This is a genomic window from Shinella yambaruensis (genome assembly GCF_022899355.1).
Taxonomy (GTDB): Bacteria; Pseudomonadota; Alphaproteobacteria; order Rhizobiales; family Rhizobiaceae; genus Shinella; species Shinella yambaruensis.
Genome location: NZ_JALJCK010000005.1, coordinates 263000 through 288343 on the forward strand (window position 1 = coordinate 263000; position 25344 = coordinate 288343).

Genomic DNA, 25344 nt, shown 5'->3' on the forward strand with positions numbered 1-25344 from the left:
CACACTCCTGACTGGACGCCACGCTTCAGCGGTCGGCCGCGCATATTGCGCGGCGCAACATAAAAAGCAAGGCCATGGCGGGCAACGCGCCGGGGCGCGAAAGGTTCGGCTATTCGAAGACGATCGCCGGCGCGCCGCGCGCGCCCTTGCCCTCGATCGCCTGGAGTTCCTGCCAGACGCGGGTGGCGATCGCGCGATAGGTCTTCGCCGCCGCGCCATCCGGATTGGAAACGACGACGGGCGTGCCGGCATCGGAGGTCTCGCGGATATCCATGGTCAGCGGCACCTCGCCGAGGAACGGCACGCCGATGCGCTCGGCCTCCTTGCGCGCGCCGCCATGGCCGAAGATGTCATAGCGGTTGCCGGTATCGGGCGCGATGAAATAGCTCATGTTCTCGACGATGCCGAGCACCGGCACCTCGACCTTCGAGAACATGTTGAGGCCCTTGCGCGCATCGATGAGGGCAAGGTCCTGCGGGGTGGAGACGATGACGGCGCCGGCAAGCGGTACCTGCTGGGCCATGGTGAGCTGCGCATCGCCCGTGCCCGGAGGCATGTCGACGACGAGCACGTCGAGCTCACCCCAGGCGACCTCGCGCAGCATCTGCATCAGCGCCGACTGGATCATCGGCCCGCGCCAGATCATCGCCACCTCCTCGTCGACGAGGAAGCCCATGGACATGACCTTGATGCCGTAGTTCTCCATCGGCTTGATCGTGCGGCCTTCGAGCTGCTGCGGCCGGCCGGAGATCTTCAGGAGCCGCGGCATGGACGGGCCGTAGATATCGGCGTCGAGGATGCCGACGCGAAGGCCGTTCGCCTTCAGCGCCAGGGCGAGGTTGACGGAGGTGGTGGATTTTCCGACGCCTCCCTTGCCCGACGCGACGGCGATGATGGCGCCGACGCCGGGAATGCCGGACTTCGCGCGCTGCGGCGGCTGGCCGGGCGCAGCATGGGCATGGCCGGCATGGCCGTGCGCATCGCCGCGGCCGGGCGGCGGCGGGGTCGGCGCGCGGGCGGCGGCCGGGCCGGAAGCGGCGCGCTTGTCCGCTGTCAGCGCCACCATGGCGGCCTTGATGCCGGGGATTTCCTTGACGACGCGCTCGGCGGCGGCGCGCATCGGGTCGAGCTCGCGGGCGCGCTCGGCCGGCACGGTGATCGAGAAATAGGCTTTGCCGTCGGAGATGAAGACATCCGAGACGAGGCCGAGGTCGACGATGTTGCCATCCATGTCCGGGCCGCGCACCGTGCGCAGCCGTTCCAGCACCTGTTCCTTGCTTACATCCGTCATGAAACCCTCGATCGACCCGTCGCGGCATCAGGCCGCGGCCCTTTTTTCCGTAGATAGTGCACGGAAAGGCGCTCGCCAAACGTTTTCGCCCGCGACCGAAAGCCCCGGCTCCCGCTCAGGCGATCAGCCCGCGGCGGATGGCCTTGACCACCGCCTGGGTGCGGTTAACCGCCTCCAGCTTGCGCGTGACCTGGTTGAGGTAGTGGTTCACAGTATGCTCGGACAGGCCGAGGATTTCGGCGATCTCAAGGCTGGTCTTGCCCGCCGCGGTCCAGCTGAGGCACTGGATCTCGCGCTCGGTGAGCACGACCTGGCCGGATTTCCAGGCCGCGCCGATCTCCGCGAGCCGGTTGAAGAGGTGGACGGAGATCATCTGCAGCATCAGCCGCTCGTCGCGGCCGAGTGTCGGGCTCTCGCCGCCCCAGACGACGGCGCCGCGATTGCCGAGCGCATCGTGCACGGGGAAAAAGTGGCCGGCCAGCATGCCGTGGCTGGTCATGGCGCCGACCAGCTCGGTGAAATCCAGCTGCTCGGAGGATTCGCCGATCCATTCCCGCATGTCATAGGAGAACGGCACGGTGGTAAGTCGTAGCTTACGGATACCGGCGCTGTGGCGAACCATGCGCAGCGCATCGTATTTTCCGAGGATTTCCTGCGGCCAGTTGCTGACGATGGAATAGGCCGACAGCTTCTCCGCCTCGAAGCCCGGCAGGTTGAAAACGATGAAAAATTTGAGCCCGTATTCCTCGCACTTGCGCCGCATATAGCGCACGATGTCGAACTGCGTTTCGAGAGCGGCGATCTCGCTGCCTTCGTCCCGTAGCTGGTTGTCGGTGCTGCTCGTTTCGTCAGCCGTCATGGTCCCCCGCAATTTTGTTCTTAGCCTTGGGCATTTGGAGCGGAACCGCACGCATTCCAGAAAGTCGCAAGGTTTTTTTATGCATCAGTTCAAAAGCCCAGCGCGAATCGCCTTGGCGACCGCCTGGACCCGGTTGACGGCATCGAGCTTGCGCGTCGCCCGGTTGAGATAATGATTGACCGTATATTCCGAAAGGCCGAGGATTTCAGACATTTCCACGCTCGTCTTGCCGGCCGAGGCCCAGGACAGGCACTCGATCTCGCGGCGCGAGAGCGAAACGTTCTGCCGGCGGCCGGCGCGCAGCTCGACGACTTCGGTGAAGATGAGGTTCGCGACCGCGTTGAGTTCGGCCATCTCACGCGGATTGAGCACGTCGCGCGTGCCGCCGAAGGCCAGCGCGCCGCGCAGGCCCACCGAATTGTGGGCCGGGAAATAGGCCCCGCGCGACAGGCCGTGCCGTTCGAAGAGGCTCGCCGCGATCGCCGCCTTGCCATCGGCCCTGCGCCGGTTCGTGCGGTCCGCATCATAGGTGAAGGGGTTGGTGCTCTGGCGCAGGCGCTCGATGACGGGGCTGCCGAAGATCAGGCCGGCATGGTCGTATGTCTTGAGCATCTCGTCCGGCCAGGACGTCAGCAGCACGTTGGAGGAGAAGTCGGTCGAGGTTTCCGACGGGACGTTGATCAGGAGGTAGCCGCGAAGGCCGTAGTGCTTGGCAAGGCTGTCCAGCGTCTCGGCGACGTCTTCCTGCGAGCCCAGCGTCGCCGGATCCGGGTCCCGCCGATGCCGGAACCGCGCAGACGCCGTATGAAATCGATCCGCCATATCCATCTTCCTTCAGCACGCACGCGCCCCGTGCGGCAAAAATGCCGTCACAATGCACTGCTTGCTCCAGGAACCCCCGTATCCCAATGCAAGTATGTTCGATGAACCGCGCCTCAAGTCCGCGGCGAGCGACGCAACTCGTGAGCTGGTCGTGAGGGAAGCTAATGATGCCCCAACTCCACGTCCAGCGCGATTTTCTAATTTACCGTAAAATGGCGCCATAAGACAACCATGCCATCATTTACGGGCCTTGCCTCTCGACTTACCGTTGCGGACCGAGGCGGGCCGACAATTCCGCCATGATGGCGCCGGCCGCGTGCCGCACGCGCGGCGCCCAGTCGTCGAGCTGCACCTCACCGACGCGATAGGCCGGCCCCGTCACGGAAACGCCGGCAACGAGCGCGCGGCCGGCGTCGAAGACCGGGGCGGCGACGCAGCGGATGCCCGGTTCGTGCTCCTCCCGGTCGAAGGCGATGCCGCTCAAACGGATCCGCGCCAGCTCGTCGAGCAGCGCCGCCCGGCTGGTGATCGTCTGCGGCGTGAACCGGCGGAACTCCAGGCCGGACAGGAGGGCGTCGAGCGCCTCGGCATCCAGCGCGGCGAGCGCCGCCTTGCCGACGCCGGTGCAATAGGCCGGCGAGGCATTGCCGATCTGCGAGTTCATGCGCACGGCCTGCCGGCTCTCCACCTTGTCGAGATAGATGATCTCCCGCCCGCGCAGGACGCCGAGATGCACGGTCTCGCCGGTCTGCCGATGCAGCGCCTCGAGGAAGGGCGCGGCAACGGCGCGGAACTCGTTGCGCGCCCAGCTGGCGGAGGCGAGCTTCAAAAGGCGCAGGCCCGGCACATAGGCATGGTCGGGACGCAGCTCCAGCAACCCCTCCTGCACCAGATGGGAGAGCTGGCGGTGCAGCGTGCCGCGCGGCTGGCCGCTGACGGCGAGCACGTCGGTGAAACGCATCGGGCGTTCGGCGAGCGCCACGGCCTCCAGGACGGACATCGCCTTGCCGAGCGTGCCGGTGCCCCCCTCCTCGTCCCGCTCGCTCGCCATTGCCACACCCCGCTCGTCCCTTGACAGGCTGCCATGGTAACGAAATAATTCCGAATAATCAAACTCAGTTCCAAATAATGGAATTTTTGGAGACCATCCATGACGGGCCGTTATCCGGACCTTGCAGGACAGGGCGTGCTCGTCACCGGCGGCGGCTCGGGCATCGGCGCGGCGCTGGTCAGGGGGTTTGCCGCTGCCGGCGCCCGCGTCGCCTTTCTCGACATTGCCGAGGTGGAGAGCCGCAACCTGGTCTCGGAACTCGAAGGCGCGGTCGGGCACCTGCCCCATTATATACGGACGGACCTGCGTGACATCGATGCGCTGCGCCGGGCGGTCGATGAAGCGGCCGCTGTGCTCGGTGGCCTCAGCGTGCTCGTCAACAATGCGGCGCGCGACGACCGGCACGATCTGGAGACCGTGGAGCCCGACTATTGGGACGAGAACCAGGCGGTGAACCTGCGCCACCACTTCTTCGCCGCCCAGGCCGCCGCACCGCATATGCGGGCAGCCGGCGGCGGGGCGATCGTCAATTTCTCCTCCATCGCCTTCCTGCTCAACATGGGCGAGTTTCCCGGCTATTCCACCGCCAAGGCCGGTATTGTCGGCCTCACCAAGTCGCTCGCCGGCCGGCTCGGGCCGGACAATATCCGCGTCAACGCCATCCTGCCCGGCATGGTGCTGACCGAACGGCAGAAGCGCCTGTGGATCGACGAGGCGGCGGTGGCCGGCGGCATCGCCCGCCAGTGCCTGAAACGCTCGCTCATCGCCGACGACATGGTCGGCCCCTGCCTTTTCCTGGCGTCGGACGCCTCCGCCGCCATAACCGCACAAACGCTCATCGTCGACGGAGGCATGCTCTGATGACCACACCCGAACCCGCTTATGTCGCGGTCGACTGGGGGACCTCCAGCTTCCGCCTCTGGCTCATCGGCAAGGACGGCGACGTGCTCGCCGAACGCCGCAGCGGCGAAGGCATGACGACCGCCGCCCGCACCGGCTTTGCCGAGGTGCTGCAAAGCCACCTTGCCGCCGTCTCGGCGCCTGCCGGCCTGCCGGTGCTGATCTGCGGCATGGCCGGGGCCAAACAGGGCTGGATAGAGGCCGGCTATCTCGATACGCCCGCCGCGCTTGCCGACATTCCCGCCGCCGCCGTGCGCATTCCCGGCGCTTCCGCTGACATCCGCATCCTGCCCGGCCTTGCCCAGCGCGACGCGGCCGCGCCCGATGTCATGCGCGGCGAGGAGACCCAGCTTCTCGGCGCCGCCGCCGCGCTCGGCGAAGGCGACCACCTCGTCTGCATGCCCGGCACGCACAGCAAGTGGGTGCGCCTTTCCGGCGGAAAGGTCGCGGGGTTCTCCACCTTCATGACCGGTGAGCTGTTCGAGGCGATCGCCAGGAACACGATCCTCAGCCACGCCATCGCCGAGGCCGGGGCGATTGCCGGCGACAACGCCGCCTTCCGCGCCGCGGTGGTGCGCATGGTGGCCAATCCGGCGCTTGCAACGAGCCAGATCTTCTCCGTGCGCGTCGGCTCGCTGATCGCGGGGCTTTCGCCGGTGGACGCCAAGGCGCGCCTTTCCGGCACGCTGATCGGGCTGGAGATCGCCGGGGCCCTCTCGCTCGTCGCCGAGGGCACACCCGTCACGCTCGTCGTGTCCGGCGGGCTCGGCGCACTCTACAAGGACGCCCTTGCCGCCGCCGGCATCTCCCCCACCGTCATCGACGCCGATACCGCCGTGCGCGACGGCCTTGCCGCGGGCGCGAAGGCCCTCTGGTCCCTTTGAACATGAACTGCAACCCATTCCGCTCACCCCGGACCTGCTCCCGAGAAAGCTGAACCGATGAACCGCATCCCCTTCCCCCCGATGAAATACCCGCTGATCGCCATCCTGCGCGGCCTGAAGCCAGGCGAGACCGAGACTGTCGTCGGCGCCCTGATCGAGACGGGTTTCACCGCGATCGAGATCCCGCTGAACTCGCCCGATCCCTTCGCCTCGATCGAGACCGCCGCGAAGATGGCGCCCGAGGGCTGCCTGATCGGTGCCGGCACGGTGCTGACCGTCGCGGATGTCAACCGGCTCGCCGATGTCGGCGGGCGGCTGATGGTGAGCCCGAATGTCGAGCCCGACGTCATCGCCGCCGCCGCCGCCAAGGGCATGGTGACGATGCCGGGCGTCTTCACGCCGACCGAAGCGCTCGCCGCCGCGCGCGCCGGGGCGACCGGGCTCAAGTTCTTTCCCGCCAGCGTGCTCGGTCCTGCCGGCATCCAGGCGATCCGCGCCGTGCTGCCGGCCGACCTGGAGATCGCGGCCGTCGGCGGCGTCTCGGAGAAGAACTTCGCCGACTACGCCGCCATCGGCATCCGCAGCTTCGGCCTCGGCTCCAGCCTCTACAAGGCGGGCATGGGCGCCGACGAAGTGCGCGCCCGCGCCCGCGCGACGATCGAGGCCTATAATGCGGCGTATGGAGGCGGAAAATGAGCGAGACCCATTCCTTCACCGGCCGCATCCTGTGCGAGACGGCCTGCGAACTCGGCGAAGGCCCGACCTACGATCCGGCGACGGGCAAGGCCTACTGGTTCGACATCATGGGCCGCACGCTGCATGAACTGCACCTTGCGACGATGACCAAGGCGACGCATGCCCTGCCCTTCCTCGGCAGCGTGCTCGCCGTCGTCGATCCGGAGCGCCAGCTCATCGTCTCCGACCAGGGGCTTTTCCTGCGCAGGGTCGCCGATGGAGCGCTCAGTCCCTTCGTCACGCTGGAGGACAAGGCGCAGAATCGCTCCAATGACGGGCGCGTGCATCCGTCCGGGGCGCTCTGGGCGAGCACGATGGGCCGCAAGGCGGAAAAGCATGCCGGCGCGATCTATCACATTGCCGGCGGGACGGTGACGAAGCTCTTTTCCGACATCACCATCCCGAACGGCATCTGCTTCTCGCCGGATGGCCGCATCGGCTATTTCACAGATACGGACGTCAACCATCTGATGCGCGTCGCGCTCGATCCGAAGACCGGCCTGCCCGCCGGCGCGCCCGATGTCCTCAGCGACGAGACCGGCACGCCGGGCGGCGTCGACGGTTCGGTCTGCGATGCGGACGGGCTGATCTGGAACGCACGCTGGGGCGCAAATGCGGTCGATGTCTACAAGCCCGACGGCACGAAGATCGCCCGCCATCTGGTGCCGGCCGTGCAGGCGAGCTGCCCGGCCTTCATCGGCGACGAGGCCGACCGGCTGCTGGTGACATCCGCCTGGCAGGGCATGGACGCGGCCGCACGCCTTGCCGATCCGCATGCCGGCCAGACCTTCGAACTCGGCCTTGCGGTGAAGGGGCGTTTCGAGCCGGCATTCGCGCTCTGAAGATACATCCGGCTGGAGTGGGCCGCGGCCCTGCGCCCGCTTCCCGCGTCAAAAATGCATGGCGGCAATCAAAAAGAAGGCAATTTTCATCGGAACCAAAAACGGATGTCGCCGTTCCTTGTCCATCAGCCGGTGCGGACGGCCCCTCTAAAGACCGCCGCGCCTTGATGCCAACGAGACGAAAGGCAGGTTCAAGATGACCAATAAACTTCTCACTTCCGTTGCCGCTGGTGCACTCTTCCTCGGCGCGGCCCTGGCCCCGGCAGCCTTTGCGCAGGACACCAACCAGCCGGCCGCCGGCGAAACCCAGACCCTGGAGCAGCAGCCGGGCATGACCGGTGACGACGCCACGGGCACCACGCCCGGCGACACCGCAGCAACCCCGACCACGCCGACGAGCGAGGATACGGCCCAGACGCCGGAAACCGGCACGGCCACCGAAGACACGGCTCAGACCCCGGCAACGACCCCGACCGAGGACACGGCACAGGCGCCGGCGGCCGGCGGTGACTATCTGACGGCCCAGTCGCCGGAACAGATCAGCGCCAACACCTATCTCGGCCAGGCCGTCTACAACAGCGCCGATGAAAGCATCGGCAAGATCTCCGACCTGATCATGGAGAAGGACGGCGGCATCACCGCGGCCGTTGTTGGTGTCGGCGGCTTCCTGGGCATCGGCGAAAAGTGGGTCGCCGTTCCGTTCGAGAAGATCTCGATCACGCAGATCCCGGATTCGGACGATGTCAAGCTGACGACGACCGAAACCGCCGAGAGCCTGCAGGCCGCGCCGGAATTCAAGACCACGGCGCAGCAGGTCGCCGAACGCCAGGCCACGACCCCGGTCGATACCTCGACGACCTCGTCGACGACCGACACGGGCACGGCTCCGGCCACCCAGCCGGTCGAATAATCCGGCAGGTTCATTCTGATCTCCAGCCCGGTGGCCATCCCTGCGCCACCGGGTTTTTCTTTTGCACTATTCTTTTTTGGCGTGCGCGTTTACCCCCTCTGCCCTGCCGGGCAGAGGGGGAGCAGCCGCAAATGCGCGCTTGAAACTCCTTCAATACCAGGCGTCGGCCATCGCGGCCTTCTTGCGGTCCATGTAGTCGCAAAGCGCCTCGTCGATGGCGGCATCGAGCAGGGGCGCCTGGTATTCGGCGAGCGTCTTCTTCCACTGGCGGTTGGCGCGGGTCGCCATGTCCGTCGAGCCGCCCTCCTCGCTCCATTTCTCGAAGGGCTCGTTGTCGGAGAGGGCCGAATCCCAGAAGGCGGTCTGGTAGTTGCGCATCGTATGGTCGCAGCCGAGGAAATGGCTGCCGGGGCCGACCTGGAGGAAGGCGTCCATGGCCAGCGTGTTGTCGTCGACCGTGACGCCGGCGAGATAGGAATGCAGCGCGCCGCAGAGGTCGGCATCCATCACGAACTTCTCGTAGGACATGGAGAGCAGGCCATCGAGGAAGCCGGCGGAATGCAGGATGAAGTTGGCGCCGCAATGCACCGCCGACAGCATGGACATCAGGCCTTCCTGCATGGCCTGGCCGTCCGGCAGCTTGGAGTTCGAGAAATTGCCGGCGCAGCGCAGCGGCAGCTTCAGGCGCCGGGCGAGCTGGCCGACGACCATGGAGCCGATGGCCGGCTCCGGCGTGCCGAAGGTGGGCGAGCCGGAGCGCAGCGACATGGAGGAGAGGAAATTGCCGAAGATGACCGGCGCACCCTTTCTTTCAAGCTGGGTCAGCGCGCAGCCGGCCAGCGTTTCGGCGAAGGACTGGGCGATGGCGCCGGCATTCGTCACCGGTCCCATGGCGCCGCCGAGAATGAAGGGCACGATGACGGCGGCCTGGTTGGCGCGGGCATAGGCGCGCAGGGATTTCGTCATCGTGCCGTCCCAGACGAGCGGCGAATTGACGTTGACATTGCCGAGGATGACGCAGTTCTTGTCGACGAAATCGGCGCCGAACAGGATGCGCGCCATGTCGATGGAATCCTCCGCGCGCTCCTCCGCGGTGATCGAGCCCATGAAGGCGCGGTCGGAATATTTGATGTGGCTGTAGACCATGTCGAGATGGCGCTTGTTGACGGGAATGTCGACCGGCTCGCAGATCGTGCCGCCGGAATGATGCAGCCAGGGGCTCGACTGGGCGAGCTTGATGAAGTTGCGGAAGTCCTCCAGCGTGCCGTAGCGCCGGCCCTTGTCGAGATCCATGACGAAGGGCGAGCCATAGGCCGGCGAGAAGACCACCTTGTTGCCGCCGATCTCGACATTGTTGGCGGGGTTGCGGGCGTGCTGGGTGAACTCGGCGGGCGCGGAGGAGACGATCTCGCGCAGCATGCCGGGCTCGAAGCGCACGAGCAGGCCCTCCACCTTCGCACCGGCGCGCTTCCAATGGTCGATGGCGGCGGGATCGTCGCGGAACTCGATGCCGACCTCGGCCAGGATGCGGTCCGCCGCCCGCTCGATCTTCTGCAGGTTCTCTTCCGACAGCACGTCGTAGGTCGGGATGCCTCGCACGATATAGGGCACGCCGAGCGCCTTGGCGCCACCCTCCCGCCGGGCCGGACGTCCCCTCACTCTGCGTGCCGGTGCTTCGATCGTCGCTGCGTCTGCCATTGTCGCCTCCATAATCCAGAACGAGGCTAGGCGTGATTGAGCGCCTTGTGACGCTGGAAAAAACTTACGAAGACTATAAGCTGTATTTATGGAAACCCTGCGCCGCCTGCTCCCCTCCGCCTCCAGCCTCATCATCTTCGAGGCCGCCGGGCGGCACCAGAACTTCACCCGCGCCGCCGCCGAGCTCGGCATGACGCAGGCGGCCGTCTCCTATGCGGTGCGCAATCTCGAGGAGCAGCTGGGCGTGGCGCTCTTCCACCGCATCCACCGCGCCGTGGAGCTGACCGATGCCGGCGAGCGCTTCCATGCGGACGTGACGCTCGGCCTGTCGCGCATCCAGAAATCGGCGGAGGATATCCGCGCCAAGGGGCGCGAGGCGAATGTGACGCTTGCCGCCTCCACCGCCTTCGCCTCGATGTGGATGCTGCCGCGGCTTGCCAAGCTGCGTGCCGACCTTCCCGATATCGACCTGCGCATCCAGACCAGCGTGCGCGACCTCGACCTCGACGAGGAGCCGATCCCGCTGGGCATTCGCGGCGGCGACCCGGCGAAATGGCCGCGCTATCATGCGGCGCTGCTGGCGCCGGAAGTGATCGCGGCCGTCGCGAGCCCGGCCTTCGTGGAAAGCCGCGGGCACCCGACGACGCCGGAAGAACTGCTGAAACTGCCCCTCATCCACCTGGAGGAGCCGGTGCGGGCGGCCTGCGACTGGCCGGAATGGTTCGCAAGCGCGGGCGTGCGCTACCCGGCGCAGGCCCGCCGGCTCGCCATCAACGATTATGTGCTGGTGATCCAGGCCGTGCTGGCAGGGGAAGGCGTCGCGCTCGGCTGGCGGCACCTCATCGACGGGCAGGTGCGCTCGGGCGCGCTCGTCACCGTCGGCGGCCATGTGCTGAGGACGGACGACGCCTTCCATGTCGTCTGGCCGCGCTCGCGCGAACTCAACGGCCCGGCCCGGCGGGTGCGGGACTGGCTGCTGGAGGAAGGCCGGCTGGCCCGGAGCGGCGAGGCCTGAGCGTCAGCGGCGCAGGACCGGCCGCACCTCTTCGTGGAAGAAGCGGAAATAGGAGGTGATCTGCGCGAGCGCGTTGGTCGACAGCTTGTACTGGATGCCGAGGCGGCCGTTGGAATACCAGCACACCGTGCCGCTGAGGCGGCCCAGTTCCTCGCTCTCGACCGTCACCAGCTGGCCGGCCATGGCCTGGATGGGCTTCTCCACGTCGAAGGCCATGCCCGTCGGAGAGAGGTCGATGACGCGCGCCCGCGTCGTTTGATGCATCACCCGCACCGTCGCGAAAATACGCACCTTGGAACGGTCGCTCGCCCTGACGGGCATATCCTTGATGGTCGTCATCCGTGGCTCCCCTCACGAACATTCACAGTGGAGCCACCATAATAGAGGCTGCTTGCCGCCCGGCTAAACAAATGCCTGCAATTTTACGGAAGTGGTCTATTCGGGGACGGCGCCTCAGCAGACCGCCCGGCCCTCGACGCTGACATAACGATCGGAGAGGAAGCGCATGGTGGCGACGGCATCCTGCGGCTTGCCGTAGAAATAGCCCTGCCCCATGCCGCAGCCGAGCGCCTTTAGCTTCAGCGCCTCGGAGAAATCCTCGATGCCTTCGGCGACGACGGCAAGATCGAGGCCCTCGCACATGGCGACGATCGCCTTGATGATGTGCTCGGAGGCCTTGTCGTTGGAAATGCGCGAGACGAAGGCGCGGTCGATCTTCACCTTGTCGAAGGTGAAGTCGCGTAGGCGCCCGAGGCTCGACTGGCCGGTACCGAAATCGTCGAGCGAGATGCGCACGCCCGCCGCGCGCAGCTCCCCGACGATCTTCTGCGCCGTGTCGGCATCCGTCATTACGGCGGTCTCGGTGATCTCCAGCTCCAGCCGGCGCGGATCGAGCCCGGCGCGGTTGAGGATCGCCAGCGTGTTGAAGGCCGTCTTCGGATCCATCAGCTGGGCGGAGGAGAGGTTGAAGGAGAGGAAGAGCTCCTTCGGCCAGGACAGTGCCGTCTCGGCCGCCTTGCGCAGCAGCGTGTCGGACAGCGCATCGATGAAGCCGCGCTCCTCGGCAAGCGGCACGAAGGTGGCGGGCGAGACATAGCCGAGATCGGCATCGCACCAGCGCGCCAGGGCCTCGAAACCGACGACCGTGTCGTCGCGCAGGCTGACGATCGGCTGGAAATGCACGTCCACCTCGTTGGCGATGATGGCATTGCGCAGCGCCTGCTCGAGCTGCGTGGCGCGCTTCATCTCCTGGGCGATTTCCTGGGAATAGACGGTGATCTGGCCGCGGCCGCGGCGCTTGGAGCGGTAGAGGGCCGTATCCGCGCTCTTCAAGAGCTCGGTGAAATCCGCGCCGGCGAAGGGGAAGATGGCAAAGCCGAACGAGGCCGAAAGGCGCACATTGCGGTCGCCGAGATCGAAGGGGGCCGACAGCACCTCGCGCAGCATCTGGCCGATCTTCTCCGCGCCCTTGCGCTCGAAGACGAGCGGCAGCACGAAGGCGAACTCGTCACCGCCGTGGCGGGTGACGGTGGCGCCGTCAGGAATGCAGGCCTTCAGGCGATGGGCCACCTGGCAGAGGATCTCATCGCCCGCGCGCGGGCCGAAAAGGTCGTTGATCGGCTTGAAGCCGTCGAGATTGGCGATGCCGATGGCAAACGGCGCGGGGTCCTCCTCGCGCTCCTTGGCGATCTGGCGCACCTTGTCGCGCAACCGGTAGAGGTTCCCGAGCCCCGTCAGCGGGTCCGTATAGGCCATCGCATGGAGGTCGGTCTGGGAAACATCCAGCGCTGCAGGATCAGCAGACTTCATCAATGATTTCCCGTACTTGCACGCGACCTCCGAGGATGGTTCCACGATGAGGCATGATCGTTAACAAAAACATAGCAAACGATCGTCACTCCTGCCCACCTGCCTCCCCAAATCTGGGGAGTTGACCGGTCCCATTCAACCTATGCGACAGATTTCTCCGGCTGACGGCCGGCATAGCGCCGGTAGATCGCCTCGATCATGTCCGGGCTGACCGGCTTGGTGATGTAGTCGTCCATGCCGGCGTCCATGCAGTTCTGCATGTCGACATTGAGCGCCTGGGCGGTGACGGCGACGATGGGTGTGTGGGTGCCCGTCAGCTCCTCGGCCTCGCGGATCTCCATCGCCGCATCGATGCCGTTCATCACGGGCATGGAAATGTCCATCAGCACGAGGCGCGGCTGGTGCTTGCGCCAGAGCATCACCGCCTCCTCGCCGTTTTCGGCGATGCGGTGCGAGATGCCCATGCCCTCGAGGATCTGCGAGAAGACGAACTGGTTGATCCGGTTGTCCTCGGCCACGAGCACCTCGATATCGCCGACGGCGCCCGGCAGCATGGCGGAAATGTCCGTCGCGATGTACCAGTCGTCCGACAGCGATACCGGCGTGATGATGTCGCCGAGCGGCGAGTCGTTCTGCGAGAGCAGCTCGTGCTCCTCGACGAGCACGCGCATGAAATCCGGGCCGATGCCGTCGGGCGCGATCACCCGCGTCGCGATGCCGTGCGCATTGGAAAGGATGTGCTCGTGGTCCGGCAGGTTGTCGTCGATCACCACGAGGTCGATCGAGAGCCCTTCGCGTGCGGCAAGCGCGAGGAAGGCATCGTGCTCGCAGACGCTGCGCACCGCGCAGCAATCCGCCCCGCGCGCCCGGAACTCGCCGACCAGGATCTCCTCGATGCGCGGATTGGGCGTGGCGACCAGGGCACGCTTGCCGGAAAGCGCCCGCAGCTCCTCGCCGTTCAGCTGGCCCAGCAGCAGCCGGCGTTCGGCGTCGCGCACCGGATCGAAGCAGTTCTGCCCCTCGACGAAACCGCCCGGCACGCTGAGCACCACGTCGCCGCCGTCCGAAACCGCCCTGTTGCCGGCGACGAGCGTGGTCACGTCCTCCATCACCGTGACGATGGCATGGTGGCCGGGCGCGCCGATGCGGTATTTCCGGGTGATGACGTAGAGATCGGCCCCATCCGCACGGATGACGTGCTCCGGCATGCTGTAGGGTTCGCCCGTCTCCAGCACCGCGCGGTCGGAGCGCTCGATGCGCTCGGCATTCTCCGCATCGGCAAGGTCCCAGACCGAGCGGCCGAGAATGCCGTCGGGATTGGCATTGTAGATCGCGCAGAAGGCGCTGTTGGCCGCGATATAGGTGAGGTTGCGGTCCTTGATGACGACCGGGAACGGCAGGGTCTCGAGGATCTCCTCGGTCAGCGCGATGCGCTCGAGGTCCGAGCGCCACTGCTCCTCCTGCTTCTTCTGCTCGGAAACGTCGACCAGGGTGGTGACATTGTAGCCGCTCGGCAGGCGGCGCTTGCGGAAATGGATCCAGCGGTCGCGGCCGAGCCGCTCGACGGCATCGTACTGCTCGCGCCAATGGGCCGAGATGCGGGTGGAAATCCACTCCTCGCGGTTGACCGCCTTGTGGCGCTGCTCGGGCGGAATGCCGTAGCGCACGCCGCTGTCGAAGATGGCGCCGAGCACGTCGCGCAGCCGCGTGCCGGGATTCAGCGTATCGGCGGGAATGGGAAAGTAGCGCAGGACCTGGCGGCTGGCGAAGACGAGGCAGTCGTTCTTGTCGTAGACAATCACGGCGGCGGCGAGGATATCGCACGCGGCCTCAAACATTCCCAACCGGATGTTCGCGTCTGACGACGCTACATCATTCATAGTGGCAGACCTCGCCTGTCTGGCATTCCCGGACACATGCTGATCGGCGCGTCTTGCACCTTGGGACATACGGGAATGACAGCGGCCAGCGACGCTGAAATCGTCCACCGGAAAACCGGCCGGCTTGTGTTCATACAAGCGTCCGCGCACGTTGGCAGCATTTTATTAAAGCCTGATTAAACGATTTGCGGCCGCCGGGCGCCGCAAGGCGGGATAAGCCAACTTGCCCCTTCCAAGCCCCCGCCGAATCCGCGAAAATGGCGGCATGACGATCAGACAGCTTTCCGAAACCCTCATCAACCAGATTGCCGCAGGCGAGGTGATCGAACGGCCGGCAAGCGCCGCCAAGGAGCTGATCGAGAACGCGCTGGACGCGGGCGCGACGCGCATCGAGATCGCGACGGCCGGCGGCGGCAAGACCTTGCTGCGCGTCACCGACAACGGCAGCGGCATGGCGCCCGCCGACCTGGAACTGGCGATCCGCCGCCACTGCACCTCGAAACTCGACAAGAATTTGCTCGACATCCGCACGCTCGGCTTCCGCGGCGAGGCGCTGCCCTCCATCGGCTCGGTGGCGAAGCTCTCGCTGCTCAGCCGCACGGCGGAGGCCGGCGAGGGCGCGGAGATCAGCGTGACCGGCGGCAGGGTGGAGCCGGTGCGGCCCGCCGCGGCCAATCGCGGCACGGTGGTCGAGGTGCGCGACCTGTTTTTCGCCACGCCCGCCCGCCTCAAGTTCCTGAAGAGCGAGAAGGCGGAGGCCTCGGCCATTGCCGACGTGGTGCGGCGCATGGCGATCGCCTTCCCGCATGTGCGCTTCGTGCTGTCGGGCTCCGACCGCACGACGCTGGAATTTCCCGCGACGGGCAGCGACAGGCTCGCCCGCATCGCCCAGGTGCTCGGCCGCGATTTCCGCGACAATGCCATCGAGATCGATGCGGCGCGCGAGGGCGTCCGGCTCACCGGCTTTGCCGGCGTGCCGACCTTCAACCGCGGCAACAGCCTCAACCAGTTCGCCTTCGTCAACGGCCGGCCGGTGCAGGACAAGCTGATCTGGTCGGCGCTGCGCGCGGCCTATGCCGAGACGATCCCGCACGGGCGTTATCCCGTGGCGGTGCTGGCGATCGAGATCGACCCGGCGCTCGTCGACGTCAACGTGCATCCGGCGAAATCCGACGTGCGCTTCCGCGATCCGGGCCTGGTGCGCGGCCTCATCATCGGCGCGATCCGCGAGGCGCTCGCCCGGGAGGGCGACCGGGCGGCAACGACCGGTGCGGCCGGCCTGATGCGCGCCTTCCGGCCGGAGGCGCAGCGCCCGCAGACGCCCTGGAGCCCGGCCGCCTCGCCCTACCGCCCCTTCGAGACGGCCGGCGCCGCGGCGCCGCATTTCAGCGAAAGACAGGCCGGCTTTGCCGATTTCGCCGCGCCCTCGGCGCGCGGCGAGCCGGCCTTCGCCCCTCCCTCCACCGCGCCGCGGGACGAGGAGCCGCCGCAGCGCCACCCGCTCGGCGCGGCACGCGCGCAGCTGCACGAGAACTACATCGTCGCGCAGACCGAGGACGGGCTCGTCATCGTCGACCAGCATGCGGCGCATGAGCGGCTGGTCTTCGAAGCGATGCGCAACGCCCTCCATGCCCGGCCGGTGCCGGCGCAGGCCCTGCTCATCCCCGAGATCGTCGACCTTCCCGAGGACGATTGCGACCGGCTGGTCTCCCATGCCGAGGAATTCGCCCGCCTCGGCCTCGGCATCGAGCGCTTCGGGCCGGGCGCCGTAGCCATCCGCGAGACGCCGGCCATGCTCGGCGAGATGGACGCGGCCGGGCTCGTGCGCCAGCTTGCCGACGAACTGGCCGAATGGGACACGGCGAGCGGCCTGAAGAACAAGCTGGAATACCTCGCCGCGACCATGGCCTGCCACGGCTCGGTTCGCTCGGGCCGGCGCATGCGGCCGGAGGAGATGAACGCGCTCCTGCGCCAGATGGAGGCGACGCCCGGCTCCGGCCAGTGCAACCACGGCCGGCCGACCTATATCGAGCTCAAGCTTTCCGACATCGAGCGACTGTTCGGCCGGAGCTAGAGCATTTCCAGCCGAAGCGAAGTCGCTTCGGCGTCGGACAATGCGGGAAAACAAGAATCCAGAGCGTGAACCATTCTTTCAAAGCGAGCCCCCTTGGCCGGTGCGACAGCGAAAAGGCTGGAAATTTCGGCCTTGCCGGGATATGGCACGGTATCGACCGCGCAGCCGGCGCGTGACCCTGGATGAGACGGATATTGAGATCGATGATGAACCGTTTTGAAGGACGCGGCAGCCGCGAAGCGAAGATCCGCTATCTCGACGGCGATTTCCAGATCCTGATGCCCGGCTCGCACGTCATCTGCGCGATGACCGGCGAGACGGTGCCCGTCGACGAGCTGCGCTACTGGAGCGTCGCCCGGCAGGAGCCCTATGCCAGCGCCGAAGCCTCGCTCGAGGCCGAAAAGCGCGCCGGGGCGCTGCCGGTGCAGAAGAGGCAGTAGGCAGGAGGCAGGAGGCAGTAGAGACTGCCTGAGAGTGCGGCGGCGTCAATTCCTATTGCCTAATGCCTACCCCCTATTTCCCGACCGGCCGCTGCAGCTTGCGCCGTCTTGCACTGGCAATCGCCGCATCGATGATCGCATCCGGCCCTCTCGGATCGTCGAAGCGGATTTCCACCTCGATCACCCGGCTCTTCTCCTTCAGCTCCTCGGCGCGGCCATGCTCGCCGGCAAGGCGCACGCTGTCCTTCGCCGTGGTGACGAGCTGGTAGTTCAGCCCTTCGGCATGGTCGAGGATCTCCGCGACCTCGTCCTCGGAGAGGTGATGATGATCGGGGAAGCCGCGCGTCACGTAGAGATGCGCGCCCGTTTCGGTGACGGTGCGGAAGAACTTCTCGTTGTCGGCAATGCCCGACCAGGCCATGACGACCTTGTCGGCGAGGTCTTCCGCGCCGACGGTGACGAGCGTGGCGGAGTGGATCGCCTTGCCGGCGCGCGCCGCCTGGCGGATCAGCGCGTCGGCGGCATTGCCGTTGCCGATCGCCAGAAGCGCGTTCGCCTGGCGCATCTGCTCGGCAAGCGGCGCGCGCACCGGCCCGCCCGGCACGAGATGGCCGTTGCCGATGCCGCGGCGGCTGTCGATGACCAGCAGCGCATAGTCGAAGGTGAGCTGCGCGCTCTGGAAGCCGTCATCCATGATGATGAGGTCGGCGCCCTCCTCCACCAGCCTGCGGGCGCCCTTGACGCGCCGGCGCGAAATCACGGTCAGCGCCTCGCGGGCGAGCAGCAGCGGTTCATCGCCGACGGCGCGGGCGCGGTGGTGGTGCGGATCGACGACGGTGGTCACGTCGAGCGAGCCGCCATAGCCGCGCGACAGGAAGCCGGGCTTGAGGCCCCGCGCCTTGGCGGCGCGGGCGAGCGCGATCGCCGTCGGCGTCTTGCCGGCCCCGCCGACGGTGAAGTTGCCGACGCAGATGACGGGCACCGCCACCTCGGCACGGCGGCCCTTGCGCATGCGCCGGCCGGCGATCAGGCCGTAAAGGCGCGAGACCGGCCAGAGCGCATAGGCCCGCCAGTCAGGCTTCGTCCACCAGAAAGGCGGCGCTTCACTTACCATTCCATCCCCCGCGGGCGTGCCGACCCGGTTCGTCGCAGCAAACGCGAGAAGTTGCGGAAAATCAACCGGGGGGATTGTGAGCGTGCGGTTCGCGATAACAGCCTATCGCCGCAAAGGGGGAGTGATCGCCTGTGAACAATCGAGAGGTCATGACATGGGCGCATACCCCCCTCTGGCCTGCCGGCCATCTCCCCCTCAAGGGGGGAGATCGACAAGCGGCGTGAACCTCGCTCCATTCGCGACATTAAAGACGCGCAGAGCGCTGCTCCATCCAATCTCCCCCCTTGAGGGGGAGATGGCCGGCAGGCCAGAGGGGGGTAGCCCAACCCGCTCACGCCACCGGACGCGCGATGGCCGCCTCGGGCAGGAGCGGGACGAGCTCGGTGATATCGGCAAGGCAATAATCGGAGGCGTCCGACAGCGATTCCCGCGAGCCGGTGCCCGTCAGCACCGCGACGTTGAGGCCCGCGCCGGCATTGCGGCCCATATGCATGTCGTGGTTGTTGTCGCCGACGACGGCGACCTGGTGCGGCGCAAGGCCCGTCGCGGCGCAGAAGCCGAGCACCATGCCCGGCTGCGGCTTGGTGCCGAAGCCGCTGTCGTAACCGGCGACATAGTGCAGATAACCCTCGAAACCGAAGCGCTTCGCCGTCGCGCGGATCGAGGCCTCGTTGTCGCTGGAGGCGACGCCGAGCCAATAGCCGCGGGCATGCATGGTGGCGAAGAACTGCGCGAGGTCCGTGACGGCGACGGCGAGCTGGGCCGAATTGGCGAAGAGGCCGTCGAAATGGGTCGCCAGCGCCTCCACCGTGAAGGGCGCGCCGGCCGCGACCATGCCCTCGGCGATCTCCACCGTGTTGCCGGCGGCAAGCAGGCTGTCGGGCGTGACATAGCCGGTGTCGGGGTCCATGCCGCCGGCCAGAAGCAGCGTGCGGGCCAGCGCCTCGTCGCCGGCGGCGGCGATGCGCGCGAGCTCGTAGTTCACCGGCACCCAGCTCTTGGCATAGTCGAGCAGGGTCCCGTCCTTGTCGAAGAGGATGCCGGAAATGGTCTCAGCCTTGGACATGACACGCCTTTCGTCAGGACGTCTGGCGCGGATGCAGGCGCGCCTTCACGGTGAGCGGGTTGATATAGGGCTCCAGCCCCTTGATGGTGGCGCGCAGCGCCCCGCGCATCTCCTGCACGGTCTCCTGCCCCGCCTCGATCATCTGCTTGCGCATCTCGTCGTTCATCAGGAGATAGTGCACGCCCTTGGCCAGCATCTCCGTGTCGCGCACCATCTTGGCGCTGCCGTTGCGGGCGAGCTGCTGGTAGGCCTCGCGGAAATTCTGCACATTGCCGCCGGACAGGATCGCGCAGCCGAGCATGGCCGGCTCCAGCGGGTTCTGCCCGCCTTCGGCGAACAGCGAGCGGCCGACGAAGGCGATCTCCGTCATGCGGAGGTAGAGGCCCATCTCGCCGATCGTATCGCCGAGGAAAATGTCGGTCTGCGGCGTCAAGGCGTCGCCGCGCGTACGGCGGGCGACCTTCAGGCTCCGTGCCTCCAGCATGTCGGCAATGGCGTCGCTGCGCTCGGGATGGCGCGGCACGATGATGGTGAGCAGGCCCGTACGCTCCTTCAGCACCCGGTGCACATCGCCGGCGGCCGCCTCCTCGCCCTCGAAGGTGGAGATCGCCGCCCAGGTGCGCCGGCCCTGGATCTGGTCGAGATAGCTGCGCAGCACGGCGGAATCGGCCGGCGGCGCGTCCGTGTCGACCTTGAGGTTGCCGGAGACCAGCACCGGCAGGGCGCCGAGCGTGCGGAACCGGTCGGCATCGAGCTCCGACTGGGCGATGACGAGGGCGAAATTCTCGAAGATGGCGTCGGCGATGGCATGGCGCCGCTTCCAGCGCGGGAAGGAGCGATCCGAGATGCGTCCGTTGACCAGGACCTGCGGGATGTGGCGCTTGCCGAGCTCGAGGATGGTCATCGGCCAGATCTCCGACTCCGCCATGATGGCAAGGTCGGGATGCCAGTATTCCAGGAACCGGCTGATCGCCGGCTTCAGGTCGAGCGGCACATACTGGTGGATGACATCCGTGCCCAGGCGGCCGCGCACGACCTTGGCGGAGGTGATCGTGCCCGTCGTCAAGAGCACGGCGATGCCGCGGCGGCGCACTTCCTTGATGAGCGGGATCACCGCGTTGGTCTCGCCGACGCTGGCCGCATGGAACCAGACCAGCGGCCCCGGCGGGCGCGCGACGCTGGCATAGCCGTAGCGCTCGCGGCGGCGGGAGCGGTCTTCCTTGCCCTTGGCGGCCCGGAACGTGAGATAGGGGCTGACGATCGGATAGAGCGCGACGCCGCCCCAGCGGTAAAGCGAAAGCGCGAAACGGGCGAGGCGCCGGCTCATGCGCAGGTGCCCTTGGTTGCGGCTTTCGTCTTGTTCGGGATCATGGAAGGTCCGGTCTCTGGTTCGGCGCGGCCTCAAGCCGCGCGGAACGGTGTCGGGAAACGCGCCTCAGTTCTGCTGCGGATCCAGAAGCCGGTGCATGTGCACGATGAAATAGCGCATGTGCGCATTGTCCACGGTCTGCTGTGCCTTCGACTTCCAGGCGACGAGCGCGGAGGCATAGTCGGGGAAGATTCCGACGATATCGAGATCGTTGAGATCGCGGAACTGCATGTCCGTCAGCGTCGTCAGTTCGCCGCCGAAGACCAGATGCAGGAGCTGTTTCGGTTCTTTGCTTTCGGTCATGTCTTCTCTCTTTTTATGATGCCGATTTCGGCAATGGGTTTGCGGTATTCCGCACCAAAGGTCAATGGCCGGCAAGGTGCCGGGAGGCCTCGACAAGCCCGGAAAGCCGGGAAAATCCGGCCGCGGCCAGCGTCTCGTGGCTGACGGTCGGCCGGTTGTAGGACAGCGCCTCGCCGTCGAGCATGACAAGCGCTCCGCCGGCCTGCGCGAGGATGAGATCGGCGGCCGCCAGGTCCCAGTCGTGCGAATTGCGTTTCACCAATGTCGCGTCGATGCGCCCGTCCGCCACCATGGCCAGGCGATAGGCGAGCGAGGGCACATGGGAGATGCGCTGGACGCCGCCGATCATGTAGCGGTCGATGCCGTGCGCCATGTCCTCCGGCGCGGCGATGCGCGTCGGGCGGGCGGCGTCGGGATCGGTCGCACGGATGGGCTGGCCGTTCTTCAGCGCCGCGCCGCCCGCCGCCGCGGTGAAGAGTTCGTCGAGCGCAGGCGCGAAGAGGACGCCGGCGACAGGGCGGCCCCTGTGCACGACGGCGGCGCTGACGCACCAGACGTCCTTGCCGGCGATGAAGGCGCGCGTGCCGTCGATCGGGTCGATGACGAAGACCGTCTCGCAGTCGAGCCGGCCGGCATCGTCGTCGGTCTCCTCCGAGAGCCAGCCGTAGTTCGGCCGGGCGGAGAGCAGCTCCTTCTTGAGGATGTCGTTGGCCGCGAAATCGGCCGCGCTCACCGGCGAACGGCCGCCGTTCTTCCACCAGACCTCCGGTCCCTTGCGGAAGAAGTCGAGCGCCCGGGCCCCCGCAAGCCGCGCGGCGCCGGTGAGAAGATCGAGGTCGGCGGTCCAGGCGGTGGCGGGGCTTGGCATGGTCTCACGTCCCGGCAAGCGTCATGCCTTCGATGGCAAGTGTCGGCGCGGCGACGCCGAACGAGCGGTCGATGTCGCTTGCCGGCGTGATGCGCAGGAACATGTCGACGAGGTTGGAGGCGATCGTCACCTCCGAGACGGGGAAGGTCAGCTCGCCGTTCTCGATCCAGTAACCGGAGGCGCCGCGGGAATATTCGCCCGTCACCATGTTGACGCCCTGGCCGATCAGCTCGGTGACATAGAAGCCGGTGCCGACGGAGCGGATCAGGTCCTCCGGCGAAATGTCGCCGGGCTCGAGCGCAAGGTTCGTCGAGGCCGGGTTGACCGCCGTGCCGCCGCGCACGCCACGCCCGTTGGTTTTCAGGCCGAGCTCGTTGGCTGTCGAAGTGGAGAGGAACCAGTGCTTGAGCACGCCGTCCTCGATCATCGTGAGGCGCTGGCCGCGCACACCCTCGCCGTCGAAGGGGCGCGAGGACGAACCGCGCACGACCAGCGGATCGTCGGTGACGGACAGGCCCGCCTTCAGCACCTGCTGGCCCATGCGGTCGCGCAGGAAGCTCGTCTTGCGGGCGACGGCGGCACCGTTGATCGCGCCCGCGATATGGCCGGCGATGCCGCGCGCAACGCGCGGATCGTAGACGACGGTGACGTTCTTCGCCGTCGGCACCTGGCGCGGGTTGAGCCGGCGCACGGCGCGGGCGGCCGCCTGGCGGCCGATGTCCCCGGCATCGCGCAGATCGGCGAAATAGAGGCACGAATCGAAGTCGTAGTCGCGCTCCATCTTCGTGCCCTCGCCCGCGATGACGCTGACGGAGCGGCCGAAGCGGCTGGCGCTATAGGCGCCGGAAAAGCCGTGCGAGGTGGCGAGCACCAGGCCGCCCATGCCGGCCGAGGCCCCGCTGCCGCCGGAATTGGTGATGCCGGGGACGGCAAGCGCGGCGGCTTCCGCGGCAAGCGCCGCCTCGGCCAGCTGCTCGGCCGAGACCTCGGTCGGGTCGAAGAGCTCGAGGTCCGGCCAGTCCCTGGCGAGATCGGCCTTGTCGGCGAGCGTGGCATAGGGGTCTTCCGGCGAGGCCTTGGCCATGGCGACGGCGCGCTCGGCGAGCACCTTCAGGTCGAAGCCCGGATTGGCCGAGACGCTGGCGACGCGCCTGCCGACGAAGACGCGCAGCGAGAAGTCGTCGCTCTCGGAGGCTTCGGTGCCCTCGACCTTGCCGAGCCGCACGCTGACGGAGGAGGAGCGGCCCCGGACGACGACGGCATCGGCCGCATCCGCCCCTGCTTGAACGGCGCGGTCGATGAGTTCACCGGCACGCGCGAGAAGGCTTGCGGAATCGATCGTCTCTGACATGACTTGGCCTTTCTTTGCTGCCCCATTTATTGTGCAGTCGCACGGGCATCAAGGGAGGCCGCTCCTTTTTTGCCGCGTTGCCGGCGCCCCTTCAGAAGAAAGCCCTCCGCATGGCCTATACCCACAGCCCGTATAACGAGGTCCTCATGATGCTCGGCGGCGCGCTGCTGGCCGCGCCGATCTTCAAGCGGCTGGGTCTCGGCACCATTCTGGGCTATCTCGCCGCCGGCGTGGTGATCGGCCCGATCCTGCACCAGATCCGCGACGGCGAGGAACTGCTGGGCGTCGCCGAACTCGGCGTCGTCTTCCTGCTCTTCCTGATCGGGCTGGAGCTGAAGCCCTCGCGCCTGTGGGCGATGCGGCGCGACATCTTCGGGCTCGGCATGGCGCAGGTCGTCGTGACCGGCCTTGCGCTGGCCGGCCTGACGCTCGCCTTCGGCCTCGAACGGTGGGACGGGGCGCTGATCATCGGCTTCGGCCTTGCGCTCTCCTCCACGGCCTTCGCCATGCAGATCCTCGACGAACGGGGCGACACCAACACGCGCTACGGCCAGCGGGCCTTTTCCATGCTGCTCCTGCAGGACCTCGCCATCGTGCCCCTGCTGGCGCTGATCCCGCTGCTCGCCGAGCAGGCGCCGCAGGACACGACGACGGCCTTCGAGGACTTCCTCATCGCCATCGGCGCCATCGCGGCGCTGTTTGCCGCCGGCCGCTACCTTCTCAACCCGCTGTTCCAGGTGATCGCCCGCACCGGCGCGCGCGAGGCGATGATCGCCGCCGCGCTCTTCGTCGTGCTGGCCGCCGCCATGCTCCTTCAGATGGCCGGGCTCTCCATGGCCATGGGCGCGTTCCTCGCCGGCGTGCTGCTCGCCGATTCCTCCTATCGCCATGAACTGCAGGCGGATGTCGAGCCGTTCCGCGGCATCCTGCTCGGCCTGTTCTTCATGGCCGTCGGCCTGTCGCTGCATCTCGATGTCGTCTTCTCCAGCTGGCTGACGATCCTCATCGCCACGCCCGCCGTGATGCTGGTGAAGAGCCTCGTCATCTACGGCCTCTGCCGCCTCACCGGCTCCCCGCACAATGACGCGGTGCGCATCGCGCTCGTGCTGCCGCAGGGCGGCGAGTTCGGCTTCGTGCTGTTCACCGCGGCCTCGGCCGCCGGCATCTTTTCCGGCGGCCTCGCCTCGCTGCTCATCGCCATCGTCACCATCTCCATGGCGCTGACGCCGATCGCCGCGGCGCTCTCGCGCTTCCTCATCGTCGCTGACATCGAGGAGGAGATGGAGGAGGATTTCGAGGGCGCGGGCGCGGACGTGCTGATGATCGGCTTTTCCCGCTTCGGCCAGATCGCCGCGCAGATCCTTCTTGCCGGCGGGCGCGAGGTCACCGTCATCGACCATTCGACCGACCGCGTGCGTCAGGCGGCGAGTTTCGGTTTTCGCATCTATTTCGGCGACGGCACGCGCAAGGACGTGCTGCGCGCCGCCGGCATCGAACGGGCCAAGGTCGTCGCCATCTGCACCCAGGGCAAGGCGACGACGGACCGTATCGTCGACCTCGTGCAGTCGGAATATCCCAATGCCACGCTCTTCGTGCGCTCCTACGACCGGGTGCACACGCTGTCGCTGCGCGGGCGGGGCGTGCAGCACGACGTGCGCGAGACCTTCGAATCCGCCCTCGTCTTCGGCCGGGAAACGCTGGAGGAGCTCGGCGTGGAGCCGGACGACGCCCAGGCGATCGGCGACGACATCCGCCGCCGCGACCTCGACCGGCTGGAGCTGCAGGCCGTCGAGGGCCTTGCCGCCGGCCGGCACATGCTGCACAGCAAGCCGGTGAAGCCGGAGCCGCTGGTCAAGCCGAGGAAGCTGGCGCTGGACGAGGAGGAGAGCGCCTGAGGGCAGCCCTTCACCCGGAAAGCCCCCCTCTGCCCTGCCGGGCATCTCCCCCTTTGAGGGGAGAGATCGGCAAGACGCAAAAGACCTGCTCGATCAGCAACGCTGGAGATGGGCGAGACACCGCCCCATCCAATCTCCCCCCTTGAGGGGGAGATGCCCGGCAGGGCA

Annotated in this window: 23 protein-coding genes; 9 read left to right on the top strand and 14 right to left on the bottom strand. The window is 67.2% G+C overall.

All coding sequences use genetic code 11. The features are described 5' to 3' along the window. Positions 1-109 precede the first annotated feature (109 nt). From MUU56_RS13905 to MUU56_RS13920, 4 genes are all read right to left on the bottom strand, one after another. Positions 110-1291: an Mrp/NBP35 family ATP-binding protein gene (locus MUU56_RS13905; protein ID WP_244767878.1), complete on the bottom strand. Its 1182-nt coding sequence runs from the start codon at positions 1289-1291 to the stop codon at positions 110-112. Between the two features lie 115 nt (positions 1292-1406). After that, the gene (locus MUU56_RS13910; protein ID WP_244767879.1) at positions 1407-2150 is read right to left on the bottom strand and encodes a helix-turn-helix transcriptional regulator; all 744 of its coding nucleotides are present in this window, start codon (positions 2148-2150) and stop codon (positions 1407-1409) included. 84 nt (positions 2151-2234) lie between these two features. Further along, positions 2235-2972 (bottom strand): helix-turn-helix transcriptional regulator, encoded by a 738-nt coding sequence (locus tag MUU56_RS13915; RefSeq protein WP_244767880.1) that lies wholly within the window; start codon positions 2970-2972, stop codon positions 2235-2237. 262 nt (positions 2973-3234) lie between these two features. After that, a complete protein-coding gene (locus MUU56_RS13920) occupies positions 3235-4023 on the bottom strand; it encodes an IclR family transcriptional regulator (protein ID WP_244768113.1) in 789 nt (262 codons plus the stop codon). A gap of 99 nt (positions 4024-4122) precedes the next feature. On the opposite strand from MUU56_RS13920, the gene MUU56_RS13925 reads away from it, so the two are divergent. The 5 genes from MUU56_RS13925 to MUU56_RS13945 all read left to right on the top strand — a co-directional run bounded on the left by MUU56_RS13925 (position 4123) and on the right by MUU56_RS13945 (position 8294). Further along, positions 4123-4884: an SDR family NAD(P)-dependent oxidoreductase gene (locus MUU56_RS13925; protein ID WP_244767881.1), complete on the top strand. Its 762-nt coding sequence runs from the start codon at positions 4123-4125 to the stop codon at positions 4882-4884. Beyond that, entirely contained in the window at positions 4884-5807 is a 924-nt protein-coding gene (locus tag MUU56_RS13930; RefSeq protein ID WP_244767882.1) for a 2-dehydro-3-deoxygalactonokinase, read from the top strand. The genes MUU56_RS13925 and MUU56_RS13930 overlap by 1 nt, the downstream gene beginning before the upstream one ends. A 57-nt stretch (positions 5808-5864) precedes the next feature. Then, complete coding sequence (locus MUU56_RS13935; protein ID WP_244767883.1) at positions 5865-6503, top strand: 2-dehydro-3-deoxy-6-phosphogalactonate aldolase; 639 nt, start codon at positions 5865-5867, stop codon at positions 6501-6503. Then, on the top strand, positions 6500-7384 hold the full coding sequence (locus MUU56_RS13940; RefSeq protein ID WP_244767884.1) for an SMP-30/gluconolactonase/LRE family protein: 885 nt from the start codon (positions 6500-6502) through the stop codon (positions 7382-7384). Before MUU56_RS13935 ends, MUU56_RS13940 begins: the two co-directional genes overlap by 4 nt. Positions 7385-7580: 196 nt before the next feature. Beyond that, positions 7581-8294, top strand: coding sequence for a PRC-barrel domain-containing protein (locus MUU56_RS13945; RefSeq protein ID WP_244767885.1), 714 nt, complete (start codon positions 7581-7583; stop codon positions 8292-8294). Positions 8295-8444: 150 nt separating this feature from the next. Here MUU56_RS13945 and MUU56_RS13950 read toward each other — a convergent pair whose 3' ends face one another. Then, positions 8445-9992, bottom strand: coding sequence for a trimethylamine methyltransferase family protein (locus MUU56_RS13950; RefSeq protein WP_244767886.1), 1548 nt, complete (start codon positions 9990-9992; stop codon positions 8445-8447). Positions 9993-10080: 88 nt separating this feature from the next. Here MUU56_RS13950 and MUU56_RS13955 point away from each other — a divergent pair, with 88 nt between their 5' ends. Continuing rightward, the gene (locus MUU56_RS13955) at positions 10081-11007 is read left to right on the top strand and encodes a LysR substrate-binding domain-containing protein (RefSeq protein WP_244767887.1); all 927 of its coding nucleotides are present in this window, start codon (positions 10081-10083) and stop codon (positions 11005-11007) included. Between the two features lie 3 nt (positions 11008-11010). Here the strand turns inward: MUU56_RS13955 and MUU56_RS13960 are convergent, their stop codons facing one another. The 3 genes from MUU56_RS13960 to MUU56_RS13970 form a co-directional block, all read right to left on the bottom strand. Further along, a complete protein-coding gene (locus MUU56_RS13960) occupies positions 11011-11346 on the bottom strand; it encodes a PilZ domain-containing protein (RefSeq protein ID WP_244767888.1) in 336 nt (111 codons plus the stop codon). A 114-nt stretch (positions 11347-11460) separates the two neighbouring features. Further along, a complete protein-coding gene (locus MUU56_RS13965) occupies positions 11461-12816 on the bottom strand; it encodes a putative bifunctional diguanylate cyclase/phosphodiesterase (protein ID WP_244767889.1) in 1356 nt (451 codons plus the stop codon). A 140-nt stretch (positions 12817-12956) separates the two neighbouring features. Continuing rightward, complete coding sequence (locus tag MUU56_RS13970; RefSeq protein WP_244767890.1) at positions 12957-14654, bottom strand: response regulator; 1698 nt, start codon at positions 14652-14654, stop codon at positions 12957-12959. Positions 14655-14961: 307 nt separating this feature from the next. Between MUU56_RS13970 and mutL the strand changes: the two genes are divergently transcribed. Then, a complete protein-coding gene (gene mutL, locus MUU56_RS13975) occupies positions 14962-16770 on the top strand; it encodes a DNA mismatch repair endonuclease MutL (RefSeq protein ID WP_244767891.1) in 1809 nt (602 codons plus the stop codon). 206 nt (positions 16771-16976) lie between these two features. Then, the gene (locus MUU56_RS13980) at positions 16977-17210 is read left to right on the top strand and encodes a DUF2093 domain-containing protein (protein WP_244768114.1); all 234 of its coding nucleotides are present in this window, start codon (positions 16977-16979) and stop codon (positions 17208-17210) included. Between the two features lie 73 nt (positions 17211-17283). On the opposite strand, the gene lpxK is transcribed toward MUU56_RS13980, so the two are convergent. The 6 genes from lpxK to MUU56_RS14010 form a co-directional block, all read right to left on the bottom strand. Next, positions 17284-18324 carry a tetraacyldisaccharide 4'-kinase gene (lpxK, locus tag MUU56_RS13985; protein ID WP_244767892.1) on the bottom strand — a complete coding sequence of 347 codons (1041 nt, stop codon included), beginning with the start codon at positions 18322-18324 and terminating at the stop codon, positions 17284-17286. A 331-nt stretch (positions 18325-18655) separates the two neighbouring features. After that, positions 18656-19390 (bottom strand): HAD family hydrolase, encoded by a 735-nt coding sequence (locus tag MUU56_RS13990; RefSeq protein WP_064329209.1) that lies wholly within the window; start codon positions 19388-19390, stop codon positions 18656-18658. A gap of 13 nt (positions 19391-19403) precedes the next feature. Beyond that, positions 19404-20717, bottom strand: coding sequence for a lipid IV(A) 3-deoxy-D-manno-octulosonic acid transferase (gene waaA / locus MUU56_RS13995; RefSeq protein ID WP_244767893.1), 1314 nt, complete (start codon positions 20715-20717; stop codon positions 19404-19406). A 108-nt stretch (positions 20718-20825) separates the two neighbouring features. Continuing rightward, entirely contained in the window at positions 20826-21062 is a 237-nt protein-coding gene (locus MUU56_RS14000; protein ID WP_244767894.1) for a DUF4170 domain-containing protein, read from the bottom strand. A gap of 61 nt (positions 21063-21123) precedes the next feature. Further along, complete coding sequence (locus MUU56_RS14005; RefSeq protein WP_244767895.1) at positions 21124-21930, bottom strand: 3'(2'),5'-bisphosphate nucleotidase CysQ; 807 nt, start codon at positions 21928-21930, stop codon at positions 21124-21126. 4 nt (positions 21931-21934) lie between these two features. Further along, on the bottom strand, positions 21935-23281 hold the full coding sequence (locus MUU56_RS14010) for a TldD/PmbA family protein (RefSeq protein WP_244767896.1): 1347 nt from the start codon (positions 23279-23281) through the stop codon (positions 21935-21937). A 110-nt stretch (positions 23282-23391) separates the two neighbouring features. Here MUU56_RS14010 and MUU56_RS14015 point away from each other — a divergent pair, with 110 nt between their 5' ends. Continuing rightward, entirely contained in the window at positions 23392-25176 is a 1785-nt protein-coding gene (locus MUU56_RS14015; RefSeq protein ID WP_244767897.1) for a monovalent cation:proton antiporter-2 (CPA2) family protein, read from the top strand. The last annotated feature ends 168 nt before the right edge of the window (positions 25177-25344 follow it).

Excerpts from the sequence above, each read along its gene's own strand:
- MUU56_RS13905 (WP_244767878.1), bottom strand. The coding sequence starts at position 1,291 with ATGACGGATGTAAGCAAGGAACAGGTGCTGGAACGGCTGCGCACGGTG.
- MUU56_RS13910 (WP_244767879.1), bottom strand. The coding sequence starts at position 2,150 with ATGACGGCTGACGAAACGAGCAGCACCGACAACCAGCTACGGGACGAA.
- MUU56_RS13915 (WP_244767880.1), bottom strand. The coding sequence starts at position 2,972 with ATGGCGGATCGATTTCATACGGCGTCTGCGCGGTTCCGGCATCGGCGG.
- MUU56_RS13920 (WP_244768113.1), bottom strand. The coding sequence starts at position 4,023 with ATGGCGAGCGAGCGGGACGAGGAGGGGGGCACCGGCACGCTCGGCAAG.
- MUU56_RS13925 (WP_244767881.1), top strand. The coding sequence starts at position 4,123 with ATGACGGGCCGTTATCCGGACCTTGCAGGACAGGGCGTGCTCGTCACC.
- MUU56_RS13930 (WP_244767882.1), top strand. The coding sequence starts at position 4,884 with ATGACCACACCCGAACCCGCTTATGTCGCGGTCGACTGGGGGACCTCC.
- MUU56_RS13935 (WP_244767883.1), top strand. The coding sequence starts at position 5,865 with ATGAACCGCATCCCCTTCCCCCCGATGAAATACCCGCTGATCGCCATC.
- MUU56_RS13940 (WP_244767884.1), top strand. The coding sequence starts at position 6,500 with ATGAGCGAGACCCATTCCTTCACCGGCCGCATCCTGTGCGAGACGGCC.
- MUU56_RS13945 (WP_244767885.1), top strand. The coding sequence starts at position 7,581 with ATGACCAATAAACTTCTCACTTCCGTTGCCGCTGGTGCACTCTTCCTC.
- MUU56_RS13950 (WP_244767886.1), bottom strand. The coding sequence starts at position 9,992 with ATGGCAGACGCAGCGACGATCGAAGCACCGGCACGCAGAGTGAGGGGA.
- MUU56_RS13955 (WP_244767887.1), top strand. The coding sequence starts at position 10,081 with ATGGAAACCCTGCGCCGCCTGCTCCCCTCCGCCTCCAGCCTCATCATC.
- MUU56_RS13960 (WP_244767888.1), bottom strand. The coding sequence starts at position 11,346 with ATGACGACCATCAAGGATATGCCCGTCAGGGCGAGCGACCGTTCCAAG.
- MUU56_RS13965 (WP_244767889.1), bottom strand. The coding sequence starts at position 12,816 with ATGAAGTCTGCTGATCCTGCAGCGCTGGATGTTTCCCAGACCGACCTC.
- MUU56_RS13970 (WP_244767890.1), bottom strand. The coding sequence starts at position 14,654 with ATGTTTGAGGCCGCGTGCGATATCCTCGCCGCCGCCGTGATTGTCTAC.
- mutL (WP_244767891.1), top strand. The coding sequence starts at position 14,962 with ATGACGATCAGACAGCTTTCCGAAACCCTCATCAACCAGATTGCCGCA.
- MUU56_RS13980 (WP_244768114.1), top strand. The coding sequence starts at position 16,977 with ATGAACCGTTTTGAAGGACGCGGCAGCCGCGAAGCGAAGATCCGCTAT.
- lpxK (WP_244767892.1), bottom strand. The coding sequence starts at position 18,324 with ATGGTAAGTGAAGCGCCGCCTTTCTGGTGGACGAAGCCTGACTGGCGG.
- MUU56_RS13990 (WP_064329209.1), bottom strand. The coding sequence starts at position 19,390 with ATGTCCAAGGCTGAGACCATTTCCGGCATCCTCTTCGACAAGGACGGG.
- waaA (WP_244767893.1), bottom strand. The coding sequence starts at position 20,717 with ATGAGCCGGCGCCTCGCCCGTTTCGCGCTTTCGCTTTACCGCTGGGGC.
- MUU56_RS14000 (WP_244767894.1), bottom strand. The coding sequence starts at position 21,062 with ATGACCGAAAGCAAAGAACCGAAACAGCTCCTGCATCTGGTCTTCGGC.
- MUU56_RS14005 (WP_244767895.1), bottom strand. The coding sequence starts at position 21,930 with ATGCCAAGCCCCGCCACCGCCTGGACCGCCGACCTCGATCTTCTCACC.
- MUU56_RS14010 (WP_244767896.1), bottom strand. The coding sequence starts at position 23,281 with ATGTCAGAGACGATCGATTCCGCAAGCCTTCTCGCGCGTGCCGGTGAA.
- MUU56_RS14015 (WP_244767897.1), top strand. The coding sequence starts at position 23,392 with ATGGCCTATACCCACAGCCCGTATAACGAGGTCCTCATGATGCTCGGC.